22 protein-coding genes and 1 pseudogene are annotated in these 24,029 nt (G+C 68.9%); 9 read left to right on the top strand and 14 right to left on the bottom strand.

The window, feature by feature from the left end; genetic code table 11:
* Positions 1 to 24 precede the first annotated feature (24 nt).
* Positions 25 to 900 carry a hypothetical protein gene (locus RF650_RS04670; protein WP_131332288.1) on the top strand — a complete coding sequence of 292 codons (876 nt, stop codon included), beginning with the start codon at positions 25 to 27 and terminating at the stop codon, positions 898 to 900.
* 56 nt (positions 901 to 956) lie between these two features.
* Positions 957 to 1,442, top strand: a complete 486-nt coding sequence (locus tag RF650_RS04665; RefSeq protein ID WP_131332287.1) for a MarR family winged helix-turn-helix transcriptional regulator — start codon at positions 957 to 959, stop codon at positions 1,440 to 1,442.
* Between the two features lie 626 nt (positions 1,443 to 2,068).
* On the opposite strand, the gene catA is transcribed toward RF650_RS04665, so the two are convergent.
* A complete protein-coding gene (gene catA / locus RF650_RS04660) occupies positions 2,069 to 2,953 on the bottom strand; it encodes a catechol 1,2-dioxygenase (protein ID WP_368814209.1) in 885 nt (294 codons plus the stop codon).
* 391 nt (positions 2,954 to 3,344) lie between these two features.
* Between catA and RF650_RS04655 the strand changes: the two genes are divergently transcribed.
* Entirely contained in the window at positions 3,345 to 3,623 is a 279-nt protein-coding gene (locus RF650_RS04655; RefSeq protein WP_368814208.1) for a Rieske 2Fe-2S domain-containing protein, read from the top strand.
* Between the two features lie 285 nt (positions 3,624 to 3,908).
* Here RF650_RS04655 and RF650_RS04650 read toward each other — a convergent pair whose 3' ends face one another.
* The 6 genes and pseudogenes from RF650_RS04650 to RF650_RS04625 all read right to left on the bottom strand — a co-directional run bounded on the left by RF650_RS04650 (position 3,909) and on the right by RF650_RS04625 (position 9,178).
* Positions 3,909 to 5,009 carry a mandelate racemase/muconate lactonizing enzyme family protein gene (locus RF650_RS04650; RefSeq protein ID WP_368814207.1) on the bottom strand — a complete coding sequence of 367 codons (1,101 nt, stop codon included), beginning with the start codon at positions 5,007 to 5,009 and terminating at the stop codon, positions 3,909 to 3,911.
* 31 nt (positions 5,010 to 5,040) lie between these two features.
* A complete protein-coding gene (locus RF650_RS04645; RefSeq protein WP_368814206.1) occupies positions 5,041 to 5,922 on the bottom strand; it encodes a LysR family transcriptional regulator in 882 nt (293 codons plus the stop codon).
* Positions 5,923 to 6,038: 116 nt separating this feature from the next.
* A pseudogene (locus tag RF650_RS04640) lies at positions 6,039 to 6,458 on the bottom strand (MFS transporter); the annotation flags it as partial.
* A 15-nt stretch (positions 6,459 to 6,473) separates the two neighbouring features.
* Complete coding sequence (locus RF650_RS04635; RefSeq protein ID WP_368814205.1) at positions 6,474 to 6,950, bottom strand: hypothetical protein; 477 nt, start codon at positions 6,948 to 6,950, stop codon at positions 6,474 to 6,476.
* 38 nt (positions 6,951 to 6,988) lie between these two features.
* Complete coding sequence (locus RF650_RS04630; protein WP_368814204.1) at positions 6,989 to 7,390, bottom strand: AMP-binding protein; 402 nt, start codon at positions 7,388 to 7,390, stop codon at positions 6,989 to 6,991.
* A gap of 78 nt (positions 7,391 to 7,468) precedes the next feature.
* A complete protein-coding gene (locus RF650_RS04625; protein WP_368814203.1) occupies positions 7,469 to 9,178 on the bottom strand; it encodes a long-chain-fatty-acid--CoA ligase in 1,710 nt (569 codons plus the stop codon).
* A 156-nt stretch (positions 9,179 to 9,334) separates the two neighbouring features.
* Here RF650_RS04625 and RF650_RS04620 point away from each other — a divergent pair, with 156 nt between their 5' ends.
* The 4 genes from RF650_RS04620 (at position 9,335) to RF650_RS04605 (ending at position 13,429) form a co-directional block, all read left to right on the top strand.
* Entirely contained in the window at positions 9,335 to 10,300 is a 966-nt protein-coding gene (locus tag RF650_RS04620) for a hypothetical protein (RefSeq protein ID WP_368814202.1), read from the top strand.
* A 63-nt stretch (positions 10,301 to 10,363) separates the two neighbouring features.
* Positions 10,364 to 11,080 (top strand): response regulator transcription factor, encoded by a 717-nt coding sequence (locus RF650_RS04615; protein WP_064847420.1) that lies wholly within the window; start codon positions 10,364 to 10,366, stop codon positions 11,078 to 11,080.
* 19 nt (positions 11,081 to 11,099) lie between these two features.
* Positions 11,100 to 12,407: a sensor histidine kinase gene (locus RF650_RS04610; RefSeq protein ID WP_242670571.1), complete on the top strand. Its 1,308-nt coding sequence runs from the start codon at positions 11,100 to 11,102 to the stop codon at positions 12,405 to 12,407.
* Positions 12,404 to 13,429, top strand: coding sequence for a hypothetical protein (locus RF650_RS04605; protein ID WP_131332278.1), 1,026 nt, complete (start codon positions 12,404 to 12,406; stop codon positions 13,427 to 13,429). Before RF650_RS04610 ends, RF650_RS04605 begins: the two co-directional genes overlap by 4 nt.
* Before the next feature lie 58 nt (positions 13,430 to 13,487).
* Here the strand turns inward: RF650_RS04605 and RF650_RS04600 are convergent, their stop codons facing one another.
* On the bottom strand, positions 13,488 to 13,748 hold the full coding sequence (locus RF650_RS04600) for a hypothetical protein (RefSeq protein WP_368814201.1): 261 nt from the start codon (positions 13,746 to 13,748) through the stop codon (positions 13,488 to 13,490).
* Between the two features lie 558 nt (positions 13,749 to 14,306).
* Between RF650_RS04600 and RF650_RS04595 the strand changes: the two genes are divergently transcribed.
* The gene (locus RF650_RS04595; protein WP_368814200.1) at positions 14,307 to 14,471 is read left to right on the top strand and encodes a hypothetical protein; all 165 of its coding nucleotides are present in this window, start codon (positions 14,307 to 14,309) and stop codon (positions 14,469 to 14,471) included.
* 1,085 nt (positions 14,472 to 15,556) lie between these two features.
* Positions 15,557 to 16,222 (top strand): DNA-3-methyladenine glycosylase I, encoded by a 666-nt coding sequence (locus RF650_RS04590; protein ID WP_368814199.1) that lies wholly within the window; start codon positions 15,557 to 15,559, stop codon positions 16,220 to 16,222.
* A gap of 3 nt (positions 16,223 to 16,225) precedes the next feature.
* Here RF650_RS04590 and RF650_RS04585 read toward each other — a convergent pair whose 3' ends face one another.
* From RF650_RS04585 to RF650_RS04560, 6 genes are all read right to left on the bottom strand, one after another.
* Complete coding sequence (locus RF650_RS04585; RefSeq protein ID WP_131332276.1) at positions 16,226 to 17,800, bottom strand: dihydrolipoamide acetyltransferase family protein; 1,575 nt, start codon at positions 17,798 to 17,800, stop codon at positions 16,226 to 16,228.
* A gap of 54 nt (positions 17,801 to 17,854) precedes the next feature.
* Positions 17,855 to 18,829, bottom strand: a complete 975-nt coding sequence (locus RF650_RS04580) for an alpha-ketoacid dehydrogenase subunit beta (RefSeq protein ID WP_368814198.1) — start codon at positions 18,827 to 18,829, stop codon at positions 17,855 to 17,857.
* Positions 18,826 to 20,007 (bottom strand): thiamine pyrophosphate-dependent enzyme, encoded by a 1,182-nt coding sequence (locus RF650_RS04575; RefSeq protein WP_368814197.1) that lies wholly within the window; start codon positions 20,005 to 20,007, stop codon positions 18,826 to 18,828. The genes RF650_RS04580 and RF650_RS04575 overlap by 4 nt, the downstream gene beginning before the upstream one ends.
* 94 nt (positions 20,008 to 20,101) lie before the next feature.
* On the bottom strand, positions 20,102 to 21,262 hold the full coding sequence (locus RF650_RS04570) for a histidinol-phosphate transaminase (protein WP_368814196.1): 1,161 nt from the start codon (positions 21,260 to 21,262) through the stop codon (positions 20,102 to 20,104).
* Between the two features lie 44 nt (positions 21,263 to 21,306).
* Complete coding sequence (locus RF650_RS04565) at positions 21,307 to 23,319, bottom strand: hypothetical protein (protein WP_368814306.1); 2,013 nt, start codon at positions 23,317 to 23,319, stop codon at positions 21,307 to 21,309.
* Between the two features lie 179 nt (positions 23,320 to 23,498).
* On the bottom strand, positions 23,499 to 23,918 hold the full coding sequence (locus tag RF650_RS04560) for a WXG100 family type VII secretion target (RefSeq protein WP_368814195.1): 420 nt from the start codon (positions 23,916 to 23,918) through the stop codon (positions 23,499 to 23,501).
* Between the last annotated feature and the right edge of the window lie 111 nt (positions 23,919 to 24,029).

Here is a 24,029-nt window from a genome sequence, read left to right as displayed (position 1 = left end):
GTCCCCTCACCCGAGAACTTGTCCATGACTTCTGCCCAACACCCACGGGACGAGCACGACCCGTCCGATTCCCCCTCCCAGGACGCACCGTCACGCGGCGGCGCGCGGTCACCCGTGCCCGCTCCCCGCGAACGCCCGACCTACGGCATCCGCACCACGGGTCCCGGGGACGCGCAGGGTCCCGGGGGCCCGCAGGGTTCCGCTGACCGGGACACCCAGTCTGCTTCGGGCGGAACGACGGCGCCCGGCTCGGCCGCCTCCCCCGGCTCCCCGACCGCGGCGCCGTCCACTGGGTCCCCGTCCGCCGCGACCCCGCGCCTGGCTGCGTCCCCGTCAGCGGGGGCCCGCGCGGCGTCGTCGCGTGCGGCGCGGCGCATGGGCCGCGGGCTGTCCTTCACCGTGGTCCTGCTGGGGCTGCTCGTCGGCCTCGGTCTGATCGCGCAGGGCGCGTGGCTCGGCTGGGTCATCGGGGCGGTCCTCACGGTGGCCGGGGTCGCGGGGTACGCGCTCGTGCAGACCCGGGCGCTGCCGATCTTCCGGGATCCCACGCAACCCGTGCGCCGTGCGTGGTCCAAGCTGTGGCTGATCCCTGCGGCCCTGCTGCTCCTGGGCCTCGGCTGCATCGCCACAGCCTTCGTAGTCCCCTCGTGGCTCGGGCCCTCCGTGCCCGCGGACCTGCTGGACGACTACATCCTGGCGTTCATCGTGGGTGGGATGACCATGATCGTGGGTGCCGGGCTCGGTTTCGGCCTCGTGGCCACGTCCCGGCTCACCCGGCCCGACGACGACGATTCGCCCCTTCGTCCCACGGACTACGCCGAGCGACTGCGTGACCGGGACCGGCGAGACGAAGGCAACTATTACGATTCGGACTGGATCAGACACGACCCCCGGGACTGACCCCCCCGTCCACCCGCCAGCCCCCGCCCCGCGCGGCGCACCACGAGGAAACACCCATGGACAGCACGACCGGCACCCGGCACACGCCGTGGCTCAGCGACACCGAGGACCGGGTGTGGCGCAGCTTCCTGACCCTGTCCCGCAGCATGGAGCGCGCGGTGGACCGGCAGCTGCAACGTGACAGCAAACTGTCCGGATCCGAGTACGAGGTCCTCGTCCCGCTGTCCGAGAGCGACTCGGGGGAACTGCCTTCGCGTGAATTGCTCCGGGAACTGGGCTGGGAACGCTCGCGGTTGTCCCACATGCTCTCCCGTATGGAACGGCGGGACATGATCTGCCGCTCCCCCAGCCCCACCGATGCCCGCGGGCTCGTGGTGGGGATCACCGAGCACGGACGCGAGGTCATCGCGCGCGCGGCCCCCGCCCACCTGGACATGGTGCGTGCCGCGTTCATGGACCGGCTCAGCGAGGAGGAACAGACGGCCCTGGTGAGCATCGCGGACAAGGTGTTGCCGCGCTTGCGGTCCATGGATCTCGCCTGACGGACCTTCGAGCCGTGGTCCTCGCGGTGGACACCCGGGGATTGCCGCAGCCGACGGGTCCCGCGGGTTTTCGGGAAAAAGGCTCGTTAACAGGGGACGGGTCCTGCCACTTGGGGGATCGGCAGGACCCGTCGGACATCCCGAATCTGGGGGGAGATCGGGACGCCGGCCAGCCGGGGGATCATCCGGGCGCGTATTTGGGGGGGGATGCGCCCGGGCCACTTCGGCCGACAACATGATTTTATGCAGCAACTACATTGATACGCAAGTAAAGCTACTGATGATCCCGGGAATCGACGAGGACCCCCGGAAATCCGGGGGTCCGCTGCATCACAAGTAGACTTATTTCGTTATATTCACATGCTTTGTATTGTCCCCCGGTCAGGTGTGATCGTCTACACCTGTTTCCCTCCGAGGTTCGGCACCCTTGACCGGTGCAACTGACCGCTGCAGTCGACCGTTGCAATGACCCATCCTCGGCTGGCGCAGCTGTCCGCTGCCGGTGACCCACCTCCAGCCAGCATCGCTGACCGACGCCACCGGTGGGCACGCCAACGAAGGCACCCCACCGCCGTGCGCGAACACGGGGTCGGGGTGCGCCGTCGTAACGGGACCGAGCGAAAGACTCAGCGGCTCTCGCCTTCCTTGGCGAGCACGTAGTCGTACTGAACCTCGTTGCCGGAGCCGTCCGCGCGCTCCTGCACGTCCAGCATGAGCTCGGGCTTCACGGCCGAGGCGATGTCGTCCTCGTTGTGCGGGTCACCCGGGAAGTAGAGCTGCTGGGTGACCAGCTGGTAGCCGGGAGCGGAGACCTTGATGTGGATGTGCGCGGGGCGCCACGCGTGCCAACCGGCGGCGGCGATCAGCTGACCGCACGCACCGTCCGTGGGGATCTGGTACGGAGCGGGCTGCATGGTGTGGATCTCGAAGTGCCCGTTCTCGTCGGCCTTGACGGTGCCGCGGAAGAGCCACTCGGGCATGTCCGGCGCGTACTGGGAGTAGAACCCGGCGGCGTCGGCGTGCCAGATCTCCACCTGGGCGTCCTTGATGGGGTTGCCGTCGGTGTCGGTGAAGTCACCGTGGAACAGTAGCGGGGTGCCCTTCTCGTCCTCGCGCATCTCGAGCGTGGCAGGGGTCTGCAGTTCGGGGGCGTTCGGCACGTAGTAGGGGCCCTCGATGGTGCCCACGGTGCCCGGGCGCTCCTTGGAGTTGACGTCCTCCACGGTGTGCTCGAGCCACACGTCCAGGAACAGCGGCCACTCACCGTCCGTGCCCACCTTGATGAGCCAGGCCTTCAGGGCGTTGTACTCCTCGTAGGTGACCTCGTGCTCTTCCACGATGTCGTTGGCAGCCTTGATGAGCGCACCCGCGAGCAGCGAGACGCGCTCCTTGGGGACGTCGAGCTTGGACTTCTTGCCGGAAGCGGCGAAACGCTCGGTGGCCTTGGTACCGGCTTCGACGGCGGTGCCCTGGCTCTCCTTGAGGTGTGCGGCGAAAGGGTTGTCAGTCATGGTGACCTCCACGGTTCTCGTAGCAGATGGGGACGCCCGGGGGTGATGGCAGCTGCCCCTCGCTCCGCGCTCCGGACCCGTCGATCGGACCCCTGGCCGGATGGCGAACGTGAGGCACACAATTGCGATCCGTGACGTTCGTCTCAGATTAGTGCGGTGAATCTATATTCAACAAATATTTAATCGAGTATTACTCATTCTATAACGCGAAAAAATAACCCCCAGGTTCAGCCTAGGGTTCCCCCTGATGTGAGTGGGGTCACCTTCCACCAGTATGGGGGATACGCACCTGCTGGTTCACCTGCGGGATCGCGCCCCTCAGGCCCCCCGGTCCCGCATCTGCACCACCTCGTCGGCTGACGTCGGCGCCCAACGTTCAAGGAGTTACGCCATGACCGAGACCCTGAGCCGTTTGCACGAAGTCCTCGACGGCGCCGTCGAGGACGACCGTGCGGAAGGGATCATCCGCGCCAAGCGCGAGATCTTCACCGACGCCGAGATGAAGCACATCTTCGAGGGCAACTGGGTGTACCTGGCCCACGACTCGCAGATCCCCAACGTGGGCGACTACTTCACCACGTACATCGGCCGTCAGCCCATCGTGATCTCCCGGGACAAGAACGGTGAACCGCACGCCCTGATCAACGCGTGCGCCCACCGCGGTGTGTAGGAGGCCAGGACGGGGCCTGTACCCCGTCCAGCACGGCTACTGGAAGCAGGTCATGGACAAGGCCGTGAGTGAACTCGACGCCGAGGAAGCCGCGGCCGGGATCTATACCAAGTTCGGCATCTATTCCCGCAGCGAGCTCGCGGCCCTGTACCGGAGCAGGAATAACGGGCCCTGCTGGGCCGGGAATCGGGAGCCGGGACGACCCCGGTGTCGCCACCCGCCCACGACCGCACGCAGGATGCGGCCCGCCCACCCCGCCCCGCGCGAGGGACGGGGCGGGCCGCCTCAGCGGGCCCGGTAGTAGGCGAGCTTGTCCTCGTCGATCACGGTGCCGACCCCGGGGACGTCCCGCACGTGGATCTTCCCGTCCACGATCCGCAGGGGCTCGGTCAACAGGTCGTCCGCCATGTCCAGGAAGTTGGACAGCTCCCCCGCGCGCTTGGACGTGTGGGAGAAGGCCGCACCGAAGGTCACGGACGCGATGGTCCCCACCTGGGTGTCGATCTGGTTGCCCACGTAGACGTCCACGCCCAGGCCCTCCGCGAGACCCACTATCTTGGTGGCCTCGGTGAAGCCCGAGCGCGCGGTCTTGATCGCGAGCAGGTTCGCTCCCCCGCTCAACAGTTCCTTGGCCGCCGTGCCCAGGTTCGGGGCGGACTCGTCCGCGGCAATCGGGATGGGCGAAGTGCTTACGAGGCGACGTCGGCCCATGACTTCCCGAGCGTCGTCGGGCTCCTCGAGGAACTCCATGCCGAAGTCCGCGGTGAGGCGGAGGACCTCGGAGGCCTCGTTGGCGCTCCACCCGCGGTTGGCGTCCATGTAGATCCGGGCCTCGGGACCCAGGCCCTCGCGCAGTACGCGGGCGGCCTCGACGTCGAGCGAGACGGGGTGGCGCCCCGTCTTGAGCTTGAAGGTGGTGATCCCGTAGGTCTCCCGGAACTCCAGGGCAATCTCGAGCAGCTGTTCCGCGGGCTTGAACCCCAGCATGTGGGAGACGCTCATGTGGTCGGTGTACCCGCCCAGCAACGTGGACACGGGTTGTCCGAGCAGCTGGCCGATCGCGTCCCACACGGCGATGTCCACCGCGCCCTTGGCGGTCTGGTTGTGGAAGGTGCGGTCCATGACAGTCTGCATCCGCTCCCGGGCGAAGGCGTCCAGACCGCTGAGCTGCGGGGAGAAGATGTCCTCGATCACCGCCACGATGGACTTCTGGGTCTCACCGTAGGTGTACGGCCGGGGCGGGGTGTCCGCGGTGCCCACGATGCCCTCGTCCGTGTGCACCCGCACGAGGACGTGGTCCGCTTCCGTCACGGAACCCGAGGCGAAGTGCAGGGGGTGCACGTAGGGGATCGAGTAGGGGATCGCCTCGATGCGGGTGATGTTCATGGTCGCCTTTCTTGAGCGGGCGGTGCTCGGGTCAGTCGTGGTCGGTGACGTCCATGACGAGGTTCAGGAAATTGCCCAGCAGGGCCGAGCGGTCGTCCCGCCGCCAGGCCACGGCCATCTCGGTCACGGGGGAATCCTCGAGGCCCGCATAGAGCACGCCCTCGAGCTGCAGCGCCCGCACGGACTCGGGGACCACGGCGATCCCGCTGCTGGCCGCGACAAACGAGAGCATGGTGGAGGTCTCGTGGGTGACCTGCGCGATGCGCAGCTGGAAGCCCGCCCGGCGGCACATCTCGGACACGGTGCGGTACACGCCCGATCCCGGCGGGTAGGACACGAAGTTCTGCTCCTGCAGTTCGTTCGCCGCCACGGGCCGCCCGGACGCCAGGGGGCTGTCGCTGGGCATGGCCACCACGAGCTTCTCCCGGCCCACGATCCGGTACTCGATGTCCTGGGATGCCACGGGAGGGCGCAGGATCGCGGCGTCGAGCGTGTGGTCCCGCAGTCCTGCCTCCATGGCCGGCGTCAGCATCTCGCCCTGCAGGGTGAGGGAGACCCCGGGCAGCTGCTCCTTGGCGTGGCGCACGAGCCGCGGCATGACGCTGTAGGTGGCCGAGCCCGAGAAGCCCACGCGCAGCACCCCGGTGGCGCCGTTGCCCACCTGGTAGACGTCCGCCTTGAGCGTCTCCACCTCGTTGATGATCTGGCGTCCGCGGTCCAGCAGCTCCTGTCCGGCCGGGGTCAGGTCCACGCGCCGGGTCGTGCGGTCCAGCAGTTTGACGCCGAGCTGTTCCTCGAGCTGACGGATCTGTTGCGACAACGGCGGTTGCGCCATGTGCAATCGTTTGGCGGCACGGCCGAAGTGCCGCTCCTCCGCCACTGCGATGAAGTAGTTGAGTTGTCGAAGCTCCATGGTTCTCCCCGGTCCCCGTCCGCCACCTTGATATGGAGTTTAGCCATAATCACAGGGATTAGAAATAGATATTGTCAGAATTTGACGACGCCGAAGTGCACACCGGCGGAAGCCGGGATGCCCTGGAATACGCGCAGCAGGATGAGCAGGATCGCACCCCACGAACCGATGCTCGCGGAGGACTGGATCAGCCCGATCAGCGTGGAGCCGATACCCATGACGAACATGGGCAGGATGAGCATCTTCTTCCGGCCCAGTTCGTCCCCGAAGTGACCGAAGATCGCACCGCCCAGGGGCCGCGCGAGGTAACCCGCGGCGAACGTCCCGTAGGAGGCGATCACGCCGGCCACCGGGTCCAGGTCCTGGAAGAACACGTGCGGGAACACCAGCGCGGAGGCGGAGGCGTAGAGCAGGAAGTCGTAGTATTCGATGGTGGAGCCAAGGTAGCTGGAGAGGATCACGCGGCGCGCTTCCCTGTCCTGCGACCTGCGATCCATGGACCGTAGCTCGGTCCCCGGGGCGGTGGTTGATGACATGGTGGTTCCTCGGGATCAGGCGCGTTCGCGCAGGACGTTCTTCTGGATCTTGCCCGTGGTAGTGCGCGGCAGTTCGGCCACGACCTCCACCCGAGCGGGAAGCTTGTAGGTGGCCAGCCCCTCGCGCAGCCGGGTGAGGATCTCGTTCCCGCTCAGCTCGGGGGCGTCCTCGAACAGCACGACGAACGCGCGGCCGGTCTCGCCCCAACGCCCGTCCGGCACACCGATCACGGCCGCTTCCTGGATCTCCTCGAGACCCGGCAGGGCGTTCTCCACCTCCGCGGGGTACACGTACTCCCCGCCCGAGATGTACACGTCCTTCATGCGGTCCTTGAAGTAGAGGTACCCACCCGTGCTCGTCCTCCACGGCGATGCCCCCGGAGTCACCACGTCCGGGGTGCGGAACTGACGGTGGATGATAATGGTCCCGCCCAGCATGAATGTGGGCAGCGTCATCATGTTCAGCCCGGCAATGTGGAACAGGGGCGCCACGGCCAGGTGGTCCTCGTCCTGGCGCAGGTCCTGACAGATCAGGGTGTTGACGTACTGGTAGAAGAGGTTGTCTGGTGCGTGAGCGTGGCACCCTCGGGCCGGCCCGTGGTCCCGGACGTGTACATGATCAGGGCCAGGTCGTCCTGCTCCACCGGTTCGTCCACGAGCTCCTCGGAACCGGAGGCCAGGAACCGCTCGTACTCCTCCCCGGGTCCGCCGCCGTCCACACTCACCCAGGAGCGCACGCCGGTCAGTTCGGCCTCCAGGCCCGCAGCATTCTCGCGTTGGTCTTGCCCGAAGACCACGGTGGTGGCACCGCAGTCGCCCAGAATGTATTCCACTTCCGCCTGCCGCAGCCGGGGTTTCACCAGGACTGCGGCCGCCCCGATCGATTTCGCGGCGAAGAACGTCTCCAGCAGGGCGGGGTAGTTGAACCCCATGTAGGCCACCCGGCCCCCGTGGCGCACGCCCGTTCGGCAGGAGTTGTTCCGACCGAGCTGATCCCGGCCGATGAGGTGTCAGGAGTCCAACAGGTTGTTCTTGATGATGTCCTGCTTGACCGCTCGCCGCAGGGTCTTACCGAGCATCGTGCGGGGCAGGTCGTCCATGGCCACGATCCGGCGCGGCACCTTGTAGCGGGTGACCTTGTCGTAGCAGTGCTTGCGCAGGGCGTCCTCATCTAGGGTGACCCCGGGTTCCAGCACGACCGCCGCAACCACGGTCTCGTTGCCGTCGTCGTTGGGGATGCCCACCACGGCCGCGTCCGCGACACTGTCGTGTAGTTTCAGGGCGGTCTCCACCTCGGTGGGGGCCACGTTGAAGCCGCCGGTGATCACCACTTCCTTGATCCGGTCCACCACGCGCAGGAAGCCGTCCTGGTCCACCGTCACGATGTCACCGGTGCGCAGCCAGCCGTCCTCCGTGAACAGTTTCGCGGTCTCCTCGGGGCGCTTCCAGTAGCCCTGCGTGACCTGGGGGCCCTTGACCAGCAGCTCACCCTCCGCGTCCACGGGAACGTCCTCACCCGTCTCCGGATCCACCATGCGCACGTCCGTGCTGGGGAAGGGGATGCCGATCGAACCCGAACGGCGGTGCTCGTTGAGGGGGTTGCACGCGACCAACGGGGAGCACTCGGTGAGGCCGTAGCCTTCGATCAGCACCCCGCCCGTGGCGTCCTCCCACGTCTCGACCAGGGGCACGGGCAATGTCATGGCTCCGGACACCGCCACCCGGATGCCGGTGAGATCCTTCCCCTGCTCAGCGGCGGCGTCGAGCACCTTCTGGTACACGGGCGGGACGGCCGGCAGCACCGTGGGCATGCTCTTCTTCATGGCCCGCAGGATGAGGTCCGCGCGCACGGTGGGGAACAAGACGAGCTTGGCGCCCAGGGACATCGCGAACGTGACACCCAGGGTCAGCCCGAAGGCGTGGAACAGGGGCAGCACGCCGTAGACGACCTCGTCGGACGAGCTGTCCAACCAGTGCTGGCCCATCACGGCGTTGGACTCCAGATTGCGGTGGCTCAGCATGGCGCCCTTGGGCAGGCCCGTGGTCCCGGACGTGTACTGCAGCAGGGCGATGTCCGTGGCCGCGGGCCGGGGGTGGTCCTCACGGATCGGGTCGGAGTCCAGGAGGGACTTCCACGCGATGGTCCCCGGGGCCGGCTGGGTGAGCTCTCGGCGCTGCTCGGCGAGCTTCTTGAGGGGCATGCGCAGTCCCACGCGCATCATCGTGGGCATGCTCGCGGTGATGTCCACGGCCACGACGTGCTCGACGGCCAGGTCCTTGGGCATCCCGGTGATCCTCGCGGCGACCTTGTCCCACGCGATCACCACGCGCGCACCGTGATCCTCGAACTGGTGGCGCAGTTCCGGGGTCGTGTACAGCGGGTTGTGTTCCACCACGATGGCCCCGAGCCGCAGGGCGGCGTAGAAGGCCACGATGTGCTGGGGGCAGTTGGGCAGCACGATGGCCACGCGGTCCCCGGCCTGCACGCCCAGCCGCCGCAGTCCTTCCGCGACCCGTCGCACCTGGTCACCGAGCTGCGCGTACGTCATTCCCGCGCCGAAGAACTCGACCGCCGTCTTCGCGCCGTGGCGAGCCACCGATTTCTCGAGCATGTGCACCAGGGAGGTCTCGGGCAGCTCCAGGTCTCGGGGAACGCCGGGGTCGTAGCTCGCCGTCCACGGGCGGGTCGCCAGGAAGTCTCGGGAATTCGTCTCAGCCATGTCAGCGAGGCTACCGTCCCTCCCGTCCCGCCGTGGGACATTCGCCCGCGTCCCACGACCACGTCGCACCCGGCGCCCCGGACCCGTCCCATAGTCCCGGTCTCGATAGACTTCTGGGGACCCGCCACCGGAATCCCCGCCGAATCGAGGCCCTCCATGTCCCCCTCCACCGCTCGCGATCCTCTCGATGACGGCAACGCACCCTGGACCGAGCCGACCTCCCGGGTGAGCCCCGCTGGCGATGCCCAGGCCACGCGCCCCCTCCCCCGTCCCGGGGTCCGGCACGACGACGCCGCGGCCGGCGACACCGCCGCCCTGCCGTCGGTCTCCCCGTACGACGACGTCCGCTCCCCCACCCGGGACACGGCACCGCGCACGGGACGCACCGGCGTCGCCTCCGGACGCCTGCACCCGCGGGACGAGCGCTCCGGCAACACGGACCCCGTGGGCGACGACCACCTCACACCCCCGAGCGAGCGGATCTCGGCCGAGGCCGCGTGGGACTTCATGCGCCCCGCGGTGCGCTCGGAGGGCTCCACCGCCGCGGCCCGGCCCACGGTGGAGGAACTGCGGCGGCGGCAGCGCCAGCACTTCGGCGGTATGCAACTGATCCCCGGGGTGTTGGGACTGCTCACGGCCATCTCACTGGGTGGCCTGTTGCTCACGCTCGCCGGGCTGCTGGGACCCCAGCTGGGCCTGGACGTGACCCGGGGAGCGGGCGACACCCTGGCCCGGGCATGGCAGGCGCCGGGGGCGGCGCAGTCGTGGATCGCCGTCGCCGTCCTGGGCGTCGTGGAACTGCTCTCGATGATCGCGGGAGGGTACGTGGCCGGGCGCATGGCGCGCTTCTCGGGGGTCGCCCAGGGCGTGAGTGTGTGGCTGTGGTCCCTGCTGGCGCGCGCCGTCGCCTCGGTCGTGGTGTTGCTGTGGGCCGACGCCGCCACGGCGGCCGGTCCCCGCTGGGTCGCGCAGGAGCTGATCGGGAGCGATGTGGGAATGGGTCTCATCGCGCTCGGGGGTCTCGTGCTGCTGGGACTCGCGGGCGCGGTCCTGGGCGGGGTGTGGGGCATGCGCTACCACCGTAAAGTGGACGCCTGGACGGTTTCGAATGCAATAAGCTAGTAGACTTCCGTTCTGTCGAGGGCCTGGGCTGGGTCCTCACTGGGGAGTACGGAGGAACTTTCTATGCCTTCAACACTCGTCGCCGTAGTCGACGATCATGAAGTGGTCCGTGAAGGCGTGCGTCTGGTGTCCATGACATCGCTCGCGGACGTCAAGCTCGTGGGGTCATCGGATTCCGTGTCCACCCTGCTGGACCAGTTGGGCCGGGACCCGGAGAATCCCGCCCTCACCGCGCAGGGCTCGAAACGCATCGAGTGCGACGTCGTCCTGCTGGACCTGTCCCTGGCGGACAAGTCACGCCCGGCGGGCAACGTGGAACGGTTACGCAGCGCCGGGATGAAGGTGCTGATCTTCAGCATCGGCGAGAACGCCGGGTTGATCCGCGAGGCGCTGCGCGCCGGCGCCCTGGGGTTGGTGCGCAAATCGGACCCGCTCGAGCACGCCATCGAGGAGGCGCGGGCGATCGCGGACGGCAAACCCGTGATCACCAAGGAACTGGCCGCGGCCATCGACGGGGACGTCGAGTTCTCCCGCGCCGCCCTGTCCCCGCGCGAACGCGAGACCCTGCGCCTGTACGCCTCCGGGTTCGCCCAGGTGCAGGTCGCCCGCCGCATGGGGATCAAGCAGTCCGCGGTGAAGACCAACATCGACCGGATCCGTGAGAAGTACGCGCGGATCGGGCGCCCGGCCCCCACCAAGATCGACCTGCGGATCCGCGCGATCGAGGACGGTCTCGTGGACCCCGAGGACGACGTGGCGAGCGCCGAGAAGAAGCTGTGATTCCCCCACCGGACACACCGTGATCCTGCTGGGGAGGTCACCGGAGGGCCGGGCCCGCTCCTACCGGACGGTCAACACGCGGTTGCGGTGGAAGCGCTTCTTCGCGACCACCGCCCCGGACGAGCTCGGGCTGAACACCTACCGCGCCCACTGGTTCGCGATGATCGGCTTCGGCGTGTTCGCCGTGACCCATCTGATCGAGGCGCTGCCCATCTTCGCGCAACAGCAGCACTCCCTCCACGGGTGGTACACGATCTTCCTGTTGGCGCTCGCGGTGCTCACCGGCCTCACCCTGTTCTACGGGTTGCGTCATTCCGTGCGCCCCTGGGTGTTCCTGGCCTACACGGCCGTGGTCTCCGCGGCCATCCTGGCCCTGCCGTTCGCGTGGACGGGTGAGCCCATGCCCCAGAACCCCTGGATCTCGGGGTTCATCATCCTGGCGGTGGGAGCGGCGGCGGTGCTGTGGAGCCCCACGGCCGCCATCCTGTACATGATCATGAACGAGGGCGTGTACGCCCTGATCTCCGCCCTGCTCATCACCGCGGAGCCCATCCCGGAGTCATTGCTCACGGCGGGACTCTCCCGCATGGTGTTCAGCCTCATGCTCGTGGTGGTCCTCACCGCCGGCAAGCACGGTGTCGAGCGCATGGACATCGCCTACGCCGAGGCCTTGTCGCAGACGCTCGCGCTGCGGCGCAGCCGTTCGGAGACCGCCGACCAGGAGCGGATCGACCGGTTGATCCACGACAACGTGATGGCCGCCCTGCTGGACGCGTCCCGCACCCGGGGTGTCCTACCCAAGCGCACGCGCCAGCTCGCCGCACGGGCCCTGGACATCCTGGCCGAGGAGTCCGACCGCTCCTCCGCGAACCACACCGTGATGGTCCACGTGCTCATGGACGAGCTCATGGAGGCCCTCGCCCCGTGGCGCGCGCGCGTGCGATTCACCAACCTGCGGGCACCCATGCGGCCCGTGGGCGAACCGCGGGTATTCGTTCCCGCGGACGTGGCGCACGGTTTGACCCAGGCCGTGACGGAAGCGGTGTCCAACAGCGCCCGGCACTCGGGCAGTGAGTACACGACCGTGTCGATGGAGGGTGAGCTGTGCCCCGCCAGCGTGACCAATCCCGAGGGCTTCTTCCTGCGGTTCACGATCAGTGACGACGGCCGGGGCTTCAACTACCACGACGTCCCCAACCGGCGGCTCGGGGTGCGCGTGTCCATCGTGGAGAACCTTGAGTCCATCGGCGGACGAGTGTCCCTGGACACCGCACCGGGGCGTGGGACGCGTGTGACGCTGGTGTGGCCCAAGGACGTGACGGCATGAGCGGGTCCACGCGCGCGGTCTTCGCCCACCGCTACATGCGCTTCATCCTGCTGGCGGCATTCTGCGCACCCTTCGTGGCCGCCGTGGGCTACCTCCAGGATTCCATCCGACCCGAGCAGTTGGCCGTGTCCGTGGTGAACTACGCGCTGGCCGGGTCCATCATCGCGCTACCCCGCTGGGACGGTTCCCAGTTCCCCCTGCTCCCCACCGCGTTGACGTCCGTCCTGTTCCTGGTGGCCGCTCAGCAGGGCTACGCCGCGACCCCCGTGACGCTGCAGGCGGGACAGACCCCGTGGTTCCATCTCGGGTTTATCGCCCTGTTGTTCGGCTTGGGGATGCGACGCCGCCCCGGCTGGGCCTTCGCGGTGTGGCTCGGTGTCACGGTGTTGTCCGTGAGCCGGTGGCCCGTGGTCAACGGGGTGATCATGCCCATCGAGGCATATCACGTGGTAGGCATCGCCGTGGTGCTCGTGACGTGGATGGTCGAGCGGCAGTACGACTTCTTCATGCGGCGCAGACAGGACACCCAGCGCCTACTGGCCACCGCGCGCAGCCGCGACGAGGCCGAGAAGGGGATGCGCTACGCCTCCAACCGGCGGGTGGACGAGGTCCGCCGGTTGGCCGGTGGGCTGCTGGAGCAGATCGCCAAGGATTCCTCCGAGGTGACCGACTACGACGTCCAGCAGTTCCGCCTCACCGAGGCCCAACTGCGGGACAGCATCCGCGGTCGCTCCATCGCGACGCCCTACATCCTGGAGCTCACCCGCGCGGCACGTGCCCGGGGGATCACCGTGGACATCCTGGACGAGCGCGGCAGTGCTCCGTCGCCCGAGGTTCTGGAAGCCACCGCGCAGCAGCTCTCGGCGATCCTCGCGGACGCCCGCTCCGGCGCCGTGACCGTGCGGGCTCTGCCCCCGGGTGACCCCACCGCGGTGTTCATCGTCCACGACTCCCAGGACCCGGACGCCGATCCCGTGGCCGTGGAGATCGCAGACGGCACGGGGGCCGTTTCCGTTTTCTGAGCCCGGATGCCTCGAGCGTGCATTCCGCATGACGACGCCGCGGCGCTGCGTCTCCCGGTCAGGCCACGCAGAAGCTGATGCTGGGAATGGCGAGGAATTCCCACCCGCCCGCGACCGGCGCCGTATAGGTGAAGGTCAGGTACGAGAACCGCGATGTCGTATTCGTGCTCATGACGTTCCGTACCGTTTTCGTCTGTGAACTCACGTACTCCGCCGAACGAAAAAAGGTGGCGCCCGCAGCACCCCTCGTCGCGTTGGCGGACGGCGGGTTCCCCTGCGAGATGGCTGCGCCCGTCAGCTCGTTCGCGTCCGTACCCACCGCGAATTGGGAAAAGCTGTAGTTGTAGCACCCCCCTGACGGGACCGGACACCGCGTACCCGGGGGCCAGGGCACTCGTTATGATGACCGGCGTGCTCCACGCGATCCCTTTCGCAAGGGTTCGACGCGACAGGGTGTGGGGTGTGTTTTCGGCGGGGGGGGGAACCGACGCGGGTGACTCACCTTCTCGGTCGTGGCAGCCGGGGGCATCGAGGGGGCAGCCGTTCCACGCGAGAGATTACATCCTCCACCGACCAACATCCCGCCTGGTCACCGGAAGACATCCCGGGTGCAACTACCCGGCCGCGCCCGGAGCGGAGTGGGTTCGCAGGGAGGGACGGCGTGCCGCCCAGACCGTTTCCGGCCCTGAGGAGGACCCGTGACCGACCAGCAACCCGTTCTGATCAGCGATGCCCAGGTCTCGACGGGGCGAGTGACGAACTAGCCGCGCGGCTCCTGGTCACCGGGTCGAAGATCTGCGAGGCCTCCGAGGAACCGCCTACCGCGTCCGACGGCGCACGCCGGATCGACGCCGACGGCCGCGCTCTCATGCCCGGCATGTCGGATGCGCACTGGCACATGATCTTCGCCCCCAACAGGATGGACACCATGCTCGAGGCGGGCACGGGGCTGATGTACGCCCATGCCGTCGCCGAGGCCGACTCCACGCTCCTGCGGGGTTGCAACCACGGTGCGCGACGTCGGGGCCCACGTTCGGGCTGAGGAAGGCCATCGACGCGGGATCCCTCCCGGGGCCGAGGGTCTTCCCCCGCGGTGCGCTGATCTCCCAGACGGCGGGACACGGAGATGCCAGCCCCGCGTACGCCGCGCCGGTCACCCTGGGCGGGAGGCCTTCCCGTTTCTAGGAGATCAGTGCGGTCGTGCAGACCACAGCGGACTGGGGAACGTACGTGTGTGCGCACGTCGACAGCGTGGAAGGCATCCAGAGGGCCATCCGAGCCGGCGTGAGGTCCATCGAGCACGGTCACCTCGTGGACGAGGAGAGGTCGGACGAAATGGCACGCAAGAACGCGTGGTTGTCGCTGCAACCGTTCGATAAGGGGGACAACCCCTCCCGGAGGAACAGCTCAGAAGGCCGAACCCACGTCCCACTGGGGCCGTGTGGCGCAGTGGGCCAAGGAGCGCGGGGGCGCGTGGGCGGACCTGTTGGTGGTGGACGGCAACCCGCTCGAGAACATGGTTGCAAGCCTCGGTGCCGGAAGTTCCGAATCGGCACGCGGCATTTACAGTCCCAGCGCTGCCGTTGGCAGGAACGGTTTCGTTCGGGGTCAGCGTGTACCACGTATTGTTCGCCAACCGCGCGCGCGAAACACCACTTCGGTTGCCTCAGGTGAACGACGTGTTCCGGACCCCGCACGCCCGCGCTTCATCGCTGATCCGGAACCCGAATTCCAGGGCGATTTATGTATCGAGAACTAAACCCCGGGATTCGATGTTCACGTACATGTACGTGAGCGTGAAGGTCGAGGCTGGCAGCGCCCGTCCTGGCGTGTACAACGCTCACGGGGAAATGGCCATGGCGGGGGGCTGCTGCGGAGGCCAGGATCACGGGGGCACTCCACAGCGTTCCATGGACCACCAAGGCCCGCGCGGTTCGGATCGACCCCCCCGACGGCCGGACCCCACTATGGACCGGCCCGCCCACCATGTGCCCGCCTCATCCACGACGGTCCCGCCCCGCGGCAATCGCCCTGCACAGCGCGCCCGCCGGGCGGGTTCACACGCCGGTGATACCCGGGGGCCCGCGAGCGCGGATCACAGGACACAACGCGCCCTAGCGTGCTGCCATGACGACTTCATCGGACACCACCTCGGCAGATGCCCAGGACACCTCACATTCCACACCCCACACCGCCTTCCGGGTGGTGCACTGCGGGGACGGGTTGCGGCGCTGCCCGTGGGCCGTGAGCACACCCGGGGCGCTCGCGGATCACGATTACGACTGGGGGACGGCGCCTTCGAGCGCGGACGAGTACTTCGCCACGCTCACCCTGGAACTCGTGGACTCGGGGCTGGCCAGGTGGTCGCAGTCCGCGCGCCACGGTTCGTGGTACCTCCACATGGCCGATCTCGAACCCGCCCGCGTGTCCCTGTTCGACGAGGACGACGTGGACGACCTCCTCGTCAACGCCGAACTCATCCGCAACCGCGCCAAGATCGAGGCCGTGATCCACAACGCGGAGGTGTGCCGGGACTGGGACATGGACCGGTGGCTCGCGCTGCTCGAGGAGGCCGGGGTGCCCTTCCCGGGTGACGCCCCTGAAGCGGCGCCGGACAACGCGCTGGAACTCCCGGACAGTTCCACGGAGTCCCGCCGACTGTCCCAGGTGCTGCGATCCCACGGCATCGTGCTGGTGGGCCCGGTCACCGCCTACCGATGGTTGCAGCGCATCGGCCGGGCACCGGGCCACCTCGCCGGGTGCTTCCGCACGGAGCCGGGCGACGGCGGTTGAGCATCAGTCAAGCAGCAGAGCGGGTTCCTCGAGGATGCGGGCCACGTCCGCCATGAACCGCGCGGAGAGGTCACCGTCCACCACGCGGTGATCGAAGGAACCCCCCAGGGTCGTGATCCACCGCGGGATGACGTCCCCGTCCACGACCCACGGCTTCTGCTTGATGGTCCCGAAGGCCACGATGGCGGCTTCACCGGGGTTGATGATGGGGGTTCCCGTGTCGATGCCCAGCGCACCGATGTTCGTGATGGACAGCGTCCCACCCTGCATGTCCCCCGGCTGGGTGCGCCCGGCGCGTGCGGTCTGCGTCAGCTCGTGCAGCGCGATCGCCAGCTCCCGGAGGCTGAGGTCCTGCGCGTCCTTGATGTTGGGAACCAGCAGACCCCGGGGCGTGGCCGCGGCGATGCCCAGGTTCATGTAGCGCTTGATGATGATCTCGGTGTCGGTCCACGTGGCATTGACCTGCGGGTTGCGGGCGGCCGCCCAGATCACGGCCTTGGCCAGGATCAACAGCGGCGTGACCTTCACACCCTCGAAGTGCGGGGACTGCTTGAGCCGCTTGACGAACTCCATGGTCCGTGAGGCGTCCACCTCCACGAAGATCGACACGTGGGGCGCACTGAAGGCGGACTTGACCATGTTCTGGGCGGTGGCCTTGCGCACGCCCTTGACACGGATGCGTTCCTCCCGCGCGGTGGCCGGCTGGCCGGTGTGGGTCCAGAACGTGTCCGGGCCGTCCTCCACCTCGCGCAGGTGTGCCGCGTAGGCGAGCAGGTCGCGTTTGGTGACCTGGCCGCCGTCGCCGGTGGCCTGCACGTCCGCGAGATCGATGCCCATCTCCTTGGCCGCCTTGCGCACCGGGGGCTTGGCCAGGTTCGGACGGCGCGGGATCGACGCCGACGCGGGCCCCTGTTCGGCGCCCTCGTCCCGAGACTTCAACCAGGACTCCCCGCGGCCCCGGATCTTCCCGGCCTTCTCCGCGAGGTCCACGGCGGCACTTCCCAGTCCCGTGCGGGACAACCGGTCCGCCCAACCGTGCTTGCGCTCGTCGGCCGGCCCCGCGGCGTCGTCGGCGCGGGAGGTCGAGGCGCTCAGACCCTGGGGCGCCTCGGCGTCCGTGCGCATGCCCACGCGGGTACGACGCCGCCGACGCACCGGGTCCGCCTTGGGCCCCGAGCCCACGAGGGCCTTGCCCTGGGCGGAGTCCATGCTGCGCCCCGAACCGGACGTGGCGTCCTCACCGGTCGACGCGGCGGTGTCGGGCGCGGGGGCGTCGGCCAGACCGTCCTCCGGGGCGGAACCCGTGTAGCCGGGGTCAGTGGCACCGGCGGGAGCGTCGTCGGCGGAGCTCACGGAGATGATGGGCGTGCCCACCTCCACGGTGTCCCCCTCCGCGACGAGGATCTCCTGGACCGTGCCCTCGAACGGCGAGGGAAGCTCCACCACGGACTTGGCGGTCTCGATCTCCACGAGCACCTGGTTGACGGACACGGTGTCCCCCTCGGACACCTTCCAGGCCACGATGTCGGCCTCGGTCAGACCCTCACCCACGTCGGGCAGTGTGAATACCTGGGACATGACTTCTCCCTCCGGGCCACCGTGTCCGCGCCGGATCACGGTGGGGTGGATGCTCTAGTAGGCGAAGGACCGGTCGAGTGCTTCGAGCACCCGGTCCAGATCCGGAACGTAGTTCTCCTCCACGGCTGCGGGAGGATAGGGCAGATGGTAGGCGCCCACGCGCAGCACGGGAGCCTCGAGCGAGTAGAACGCACGCTCGGTGACGCGCGCGGCGATCTCCCCGCCCAAACCACCGAACGTGGGGGCCTCGTGGGCGATCACCAGGCGACCCGTCTTGCGCACGGACGCCGTGACGGTGTCGAAGTCGATGGGTGACAGGCTGCGCAGGTCGATGACCTCCACGCTGCGCCCGTCCTCCCGGGCGGCCTCGGCGGTGGCGAGCGCCACGGGCACGAGCGGTCCCCACGCCACGATCGTGGCTTCCTCACCCTCGCGGATCACGGAGGCCTTGAACGGGTCCCCCGGGGAAGTCTTCTCGTCCACCTCGCCCTTGAGCCAGTACCGGCGCTTGGGTTCGAAGATGATGACGGGGTCGTCGCACGCGATGGCCTGCTGCGACATCCAGTAGGCGTCCTGCGCGTTCGACGGCGCGAGCAAGCGCAGTCCCGCCGTGTGGGCGAACAGCGCCTCCGGGGATTCCGAGTGGTGTTCCACGGAGCCGATCACACCTCCGTACGGGATGCGGATCGTCACGGGAACCGTGAGCTGCCCGTCCGAGCGGGCGTGGATCTTGGCCAGCTGGGTCGTGATCTGGTTGAACGCCGGGAACGTGAACCCGTCGAATTGGATCTCGCACACGGGCCGGTACCCGCGTTCGGCGAGGCCCACCGCGGTGCCCACGATCCCCGCCTCACCGAGGGGTGTGTCCAGCACGCGGTGCGCACCGAACCTGGACTTTAGCCCCTCGGTCACGCGGTACACGCCGCCCAGGGAGCCGATGTCTTCCCCCATGAGCATGACCTTGGGGTTCTCCTCCATGGCCCGTGCGAGCCCGGCATTGATGGCCTTGGCCACGGTCAGCTGTGTCACGCGCCGGCTCCTCGGGTGTCGTGGTCGTCCATCTCGTCCTGGGGTGCGAAGCCCGCCTGGTAGTCCAGGTACTCGGCGCGTTCGTCGTCCACCAGTGAATGCTGCTCGGCGTACGCCTTGGCGAAAGAGTCCTCGAACCGGGGCGGGGTCATGGCCAGGACGTCCGCGCGCATGCGCTGTGCGATCTCGTCGTTCTCGCGCGCCACGGTCTCGAAGAACTCGTCCTCGACCCCGTGGGCGTCCCGCAAGTGGGCCCACAGCCGGTCCACGGGATCCAGGTGACCCCACTGCTCTTCCTCGTCCCGTTCGCGGTACTTGGTGGGATCATCCGCCGTGGTGTGGGCCCCCATGCGGTAGGTCTCCGCCTCGATCAGCACGGGCCCCTCTCCCGCGCGGATCTTCTCGAGCGCGTACCGCGTGGCCGCGACGACGCCCAGGATGTCGTTGCCGTCCACACGCAACCCCTCGAAGCCGTAACCGGCCGCGCGCGTGGCCAGGGGCACGCGGGACTGGGTCGCGAACGGGACCGAGATGGCCCACTGGTTGTTCTGGATGAAGAACAGCACGGGGGCGTCGTAGGACGCCGCGAAGACCATGGACTCGTGGATCTCACCCTCGGTGCTCGCACCGTCCCCGAAGTACGCGATGACGGCCTCCGGGTCGGTTTCCGGCGGAGTGCCCGCATCCTGGGCGGCCTTACGGTCCAGGGCGGTTCCCATGGCGTAACCCACCGCGTGCGGGACCTGGGAGGCGAGCACCATGGTGTAGAGGTTCAGGTTGTGTTTCTCCGGGTCCCAGCCCCCGGCCGTGATGCCGCGGAACAACCGCATCAGATCGGACGGCGCCACACCGCGTTCTAAGGCCACGGCGTGTTCGCGGTAGGACGGGAAGATCCGGTCGGTGGGCAGCGTGGGCCACACAGAACCGACCTGGGCGGCCTCCTGACCCCGCAGGGGCACCCACAGCACGAGCTGGCCCTGACGCTGCAGCGAGGTACCCTCCTCGTCCACGCGCCGCGCCCCGGTCATGGAACGGTAGAGGTGCTGCAACTGTTCGACCGTGACGTCCGCGACGTACGGGGACAACAGGGCATCGTCCGCGATCGCCCCCTGTTCGTCCAGGATCTGGTGACGCGGGAGCGTGCTGGGCACGGCGCCTGCGTGGGTGCGTGATGCCATGGGTGGTGTCGGTCCTTCCGCTGTCCTCGCCTGCCGTCTCGCCACCGTCACGGCGATCCGGGCGTGCGCGGGGGTCTCGGTACTCGTAACGGTCTCAGGGCTGCCCAGGCAGGGGCATGGTGCTGGGGTGCGGGAACGCGGCGCACAGTTCCAGGAACCGGGTGTTCGCCTCGGGCTCCCCGAAACTCACGCGCACCCCTTCCGCACCGAAACGCCGCACGGACAGGGCGTGCTGATCGCACAGCTGGGAGAACGCTTCGCTGTGCTCCCCGAGGGGCAGCCACACGAAGTTCGCCTGGGTGGGCGGGTACTGCCACCCCAGGTCGTCGAGTCCGTGCAGCACGCGCTCCCGTTCGTCCACGACCCGCTGGACCCGTTCCTCGACCTGGTCGATGTTCGTGAGGGACGCGATCGCAGCGAGCTGGGCCACCTCCGTGACACTGAACGCCGGCGCGCTCTGGCGCAGGTACTGCGTGACCTCGTGCTGGGCCACGGTGTAACCCACCCGCAGCCCGGCCAGACCGTGAGCTTTGGAGAACGTGCGCAGGGAGACCACATTGGGGTGATCACGGTAGAGCTCGATGCCGTCGGCCAGGCCCTCGGCGCGCTGGAACTCCCAGTACGCCTCGTCCACGACGACCACCACGTGGGACGGGACCCGCTTCAGGAACTCGCGCACGGCGTCGTCACGCAGGCTGGGGCCCGTGGGGTTGTTGGGGGTGCACAGCAGGATGACCCGCGTGCGGTCGGTGACGGCGCGGGCCATCGCGTCAAGATCGTGCGAGCCGTCCGGGAGGTTGGGCACCTGCACGCCGAGCGCGCCGGCCAGACCCACCGAGATCGGATACGCCTCGAACGAGCGCCACGCGTGGATCACCTCGTCCGGGCGACCGTCCTCCCCGGAACCGGCGAAGGCCGCGAGCAGTTGGTTGAGTGCGCCCAGGCTGCCCGCACCGGCCACGACGTCCTGCGCGGGGACGTCCAGGTACTGCGCCAGGGCCTCACGCAGGGCGCTCGCGGCGGGATCCGGATAGCGGTTGTAGGCGTCGAAGGACGCGAGCGCCTCCCGCACGGCCGGAACGGGACCGAAGGGGTTCTCGTTGGATGCCAACTTGTAGGCCACGAGACCGGGGATCTCGGCGGCCGGCTTGCCCGCGGCGTACGCGGGGAGCTTGCCGAGTGCCGCCCGCGGCGTGACGCGCGTGGTCCGCTGCGGTGACCCCTGCGATCCGGGAGCGGGCGTGGAAGTTTCCATAGCTGCCATGCTAACGCCAGGGACCGCCCCACTTCGTCGGTGCGTCAGTGTTCCTCCCGTCCCTCGTAGACGTACGTTTCGGTGCGCGTCCCGGGCCCATGGGGCACCGCGTCCGCGAGCCGCTGCTCATGGGCCACCACGACCGGGTGCCGCGAATCGGTGATCCCCTGGGCGCCCACCGTGTACACGTACATCTCATGCGCCCCGATCCCCCTGAGCCCCTGCTTCAGGGTCAGCGCATCCTGATAGGGGGTGTTCACGCGCACCGTGGATCGGTGGTCGGCATCCGGGTTGGGCACGCCGTCCAGGGTGGGCACGACGTCGTCCACGTGTTCCACCGCCATCACGGACGTGCCCTCGGGGATCTCGAAGTCCCCCACGGGCGAACCGAACGTGGTGACCGCGGCGACGTCATAACGCTCACGGAACGCACGGTTGGCAGCCAGCCCCGCGGCGTCGATCCCGCCCAGGCTGTGGCCCGTGAGCACCACGGCGTCCCCGGAGCGGATGCCCGCGTCCTGCAGCGCCTGCACGGCCATGCGCTGCGCCTGGGGCAGCTCGGTGAGTGCGGCGTCCGGTTGCGCCGTGATGCCCTGCCTGATCCCCTTCAGATCATGCACGCCGGGACTGTCCTCCCACTTCTCGGTCCCGGTCAGCACCACGGAGTACGCCGCCCTCCCGTTCCCGTCCGTGGCCTTCTGCACCATGACCGTGCTGTTCTCGACCTGCGCCCCGTCCGGGCCCCCGCCCGAGACGATGTTCTTGGCGTCCTTGAGCGCCGCGGCGGTCCCCACGATCGTGGTGGGCACGGCTCCCGCGTGCCGCACCCCGGCCGGAAGCGGTCGCTCGGGCATGCCCGTCATGTGGTGGCGGGCCGCGTTCGCGGCGGTCACCCCGGTGAACACCTCCCGGCGTGCCTCACGTAACGCGCGCGGGGCGAGCACCGGTCGCAGGGCAGCCGGCACACCGCGGTCGAAGGCCTCTGCCGGGGTCAACCGGCGCCCCTTGCGATACGGCGTGTACCACGCGATGCCCGCCAGAGAAACCGACAGCACGGCGGCCGAGGCGGGCGCGAGCATGGCCCCGAGCACCCCGGGTTCCTCCCCCGCTGCATCCCGCCACGGGTCGCCCGCGCCCCCAGTGGTCTTCTCGGACCTGCCGTACGCGGTGAGCAACCCCACGGCCAGCGCTCGCGCGTGCTGGCCCAGCGTTAAGGGCCTCGGCGCCGACGACGCCGCACCGCCGGTTCTCCCGCCCAGCTCCGCCGCGACGGCGCCGGGCCCTGGTGCGTCCGCACCGGCTCCCGGAACGGTGTGGGACCCGGAGGCACCCCCGCCGGGCACGACGGGGTACTGAAGCAGCCCATCCATGAGATCGTCCAGGCCAGGCCCGCGGATGAGGGCGTCGGTCCCGCGCGGACCACCTCCCCGGATGAGGAGCCCGTACTGCCACGGCTGGACCCGCTCGAGGAACTCGTGTGGTGAGTCGATCCCCGCGCGAGCCAGGGCGACGTCCAGGTCTTCCAGGGTCCGACCGCATTCCCGGGCCAGAGGGCGGGTCACACCGTGCAGTGGCAAGCCCCACACCGGCCCCGCCAGGAGGGACGTCAAGGCCCTCTCCACGGTCTCGTAGTTCTGCCGCGCGAGAACCAGTCGCGCGGCAGAGGCCTCCAGTGCGGCGATCTGCGCGAGCAGGTCGCGGCTCACGAGATCGGCGAGCGCCCCCGCACCCGCCAGGGACGGTTGCCCCGTGAGGGACCACAGGTGCAGTTCGGCGGTGACCGGGACGAGCCCGGCGAGGGCGCCGCCCACGGTCTCGACCACCGCGGTGAGCGAGCCCTCGATCCCCGAGATGACGTCCGTGTCCACCATGACCGCGGTGCCGCCCGGGACGCCACCCGAGACCTCCATGCTGGTTCTCGCGCCCTCCGCGGCGGCTGCGACCCGTTCCGGGTCCGCCTGGCCGTCCGGCGCGGGGCGTTCCCCGGAACCAGGGGTGAACAGTTCGCTCTGGAGGTCCTCGGCCCGTCCGTGGACCTCGGTCACGCCGTGTTCCATGCTCACGGCAGTGTCCCGCGGAGACGAGGCGGCCGCATCTTCCGCAACCGGCACGGCGGCGGGGCCACCTCCCGCCACCGGCACGGCCGACCTCCCTGCCTCTTCCTCACCCGCGGCCGGCACAGCTGCGTCCTCCGAAGATCCGGTGCTCGAGCCCAGGACCGTCCGCGCCGCCGCGGTCACGGCGACCCGCCCCACGACGCGCTCGCAGCGTGACCCATCGCGAGTTCCACGCCCAGCACCGTGCTCAGTGCCGCGGCCATGGGAGCTCCCGCCTGGGCGATGCTCTCCACAGCCGCGACCCGTTCCGCGAGCGCGGCCGCCCCCGTCCGCACGAGCTGAGCGGTTTCACGACAGCGGTGCGAAACGTCTCGCAGTTCCTGCTCGTGGCGATCGGCGCGGGCCCGGAAGGACCTGGCACCCGGGCCCTCCCACGAACCGTGGGTCTCCGCGAGGGACGCAATCCGGGAGGCGAGCCCCGCGAGGTGCTCTGCGGCGTCGTCGTAATGACGTGCCACGAGGCAGAGCCGTTCGTGGACCAGCGCCGAGACCGCCGAGGGGGACGTTCCCGGGAACACCGGGCTCGCGAATTGTGACATGACCGGTTCCTTCCCGCGCCCCACCACGCGGGCGCCACGCGACCAGGCTAGGGAACGGCGATCCTGTGCTCGGGCGGCCCCGGAAGCATGTGTATCCACGCCCTGCTCGGC

This window comes from Kocuria sp. CPCC 205297 (genome assembly GCF_040981035.1).
GTDB lineage: Bacteria > Actinomycetota > Actinomycetes > Actinomycetales > Micrococcaceae > Kocuria > Kocuria marina.
The sequence above is the reverse complement of the archived record's forward strand: the minus strand, read 5'-3'. Positions and strand labels throughout refer to the sequence as shown.

What these genes read in the sequence shown, in the direction of transcription:
- RF650_RS04670 (WP_131332288.1), top strand. Translation starts at nt 25, where the DNA reads ATGACTTCTGCCCAACACCCACGGGACGAGCACGACCCGTCCGATTCC.
- RF650_RS04665 (WP_131332287.1), top strand. Translation starts at nt 957, where the DNA reads ATGGACAGCACGACCGGCACCCGGCACACGCCGTGGCTCAGCGACACC.
- catA (WP_368814209.1), bottom strand. Translation starts at nt 2,953, where the DNA reads ATGACTGACAACCCTTTCGCCGCACACCTCAAGGAGAGCCAGGGCACC.
- RF650_RS04655 (WP_368814208.1), top strand. Translation starts at nt 3,345, where the DNA reads ATGACCGAGACCCTGAGCCGTTTGCACGAAGTCCTCGACGGCGCCGTC.
- RF650_RS04650 (WP_368814207.1), bottom strand. Translation starts at nt 5,009, where the DNA reads ATGAACATCACCCGCATCGAGGCGATCCCCTACTCGATCCCCTACGTG.
- RF650_RS04645 (WP_368814206.1), bottom strand. Translation starts at nt 5,922, where the DNA reads ATGGAGCTTCGACAACTCAACTACTTCATCGCAGTGGCGGAGGAGCGG.
- RF650_RS04630 (WP_368814204.1), bottom strand. Translation starts at nt 7,390, where the DNA reads ATGGGGTTCAACTACCCCGCCCTGCTGGAGACGTTCTTCGCCGCGAAA.
- RF650_RS04625 (WP_368814203.1), bottom strand. Translation starts at nt 9,178, where the DNA reads ATGGCTGAGACGAATTCCCGAGACTTCCTGGCGACCCGCCCGTGGACG.
- RF650_RS04620 (WP_368814202.1), top strand. Translation starts at nt 9,335, where the DNA reads ATGTCCCCCTCCACCGCTCGCGATCCTCTCGATGACGGCAACGCACCC.
- RF650_RS04615 (WP_064847420.1), top strand. Translation starts at nt 10,364, where the DNA reads ATGCCTTCAACACTCGTCGCCGTAGTCGACGATCATGAAGTGGTCCGT.
- RF650_RS04605 (WP_131332278.1), top strand. Translation starts at nt 12,404, where the DNA reads ATGAGCGGGTCCACGCGCGCGGTCTTCGCCCACCGCTACATGCGCTTC.
- RF650_RS04595 (WP_368814200.1), top strand. Translation starts at nt 14,307, where the DNA reads ATGTCGGATGCGCACTGGCACATGATCTTCGCCCCCAACAGGATGGAC.
- RF650_RS04590 (WP_368814199.1), top strand. Translation starts at nt 15,557, where the DNA reads ATGACGACTTCATCGGACACCACCTCGGCAGATGCCCAGGACACCTCA.
- RF650_RS04585 (WP_131332276.1), bottom strand. Translation starts at nt 17,800, where the DNA reads ATGTCCCAGGTATTCACACTGCCCGACGTGGGTGAGGGTCTGACCGAG.
- RF650_RS04575 (WP_368814197.1), bottom strand. Translation starts at nt 20,007, where the DNA reads ATGGCATCACGCACCCACGCAGGCGCCGTGCCCAGCACGCTCCCGCGT.
- RF650_RS04570 (WP_368814196.1), bottom strand. Translation starts at nt 21,262, where the DNA reads ATGGAAACTTCCACGCCCGCTCCCGGATCGCAGGGGTCACCGCAGCGG.
- RF650_RS04565 (WP_368814306.1), bottom strand. Translation starts at nt 23,319, where the DNA reads ATGGAACACGGCGTGACCGAGGTCCACGGACGGGCCGAGGACCTCCAG.
- RF650_RS04560 (WP_368814195.1), bottom strand. Translation starts at nt 23,918, where the DNA reads ATGTCACAATTCGCGAGCCCGGTGTTCCCGGGAACGTCCCCCTCGGCG.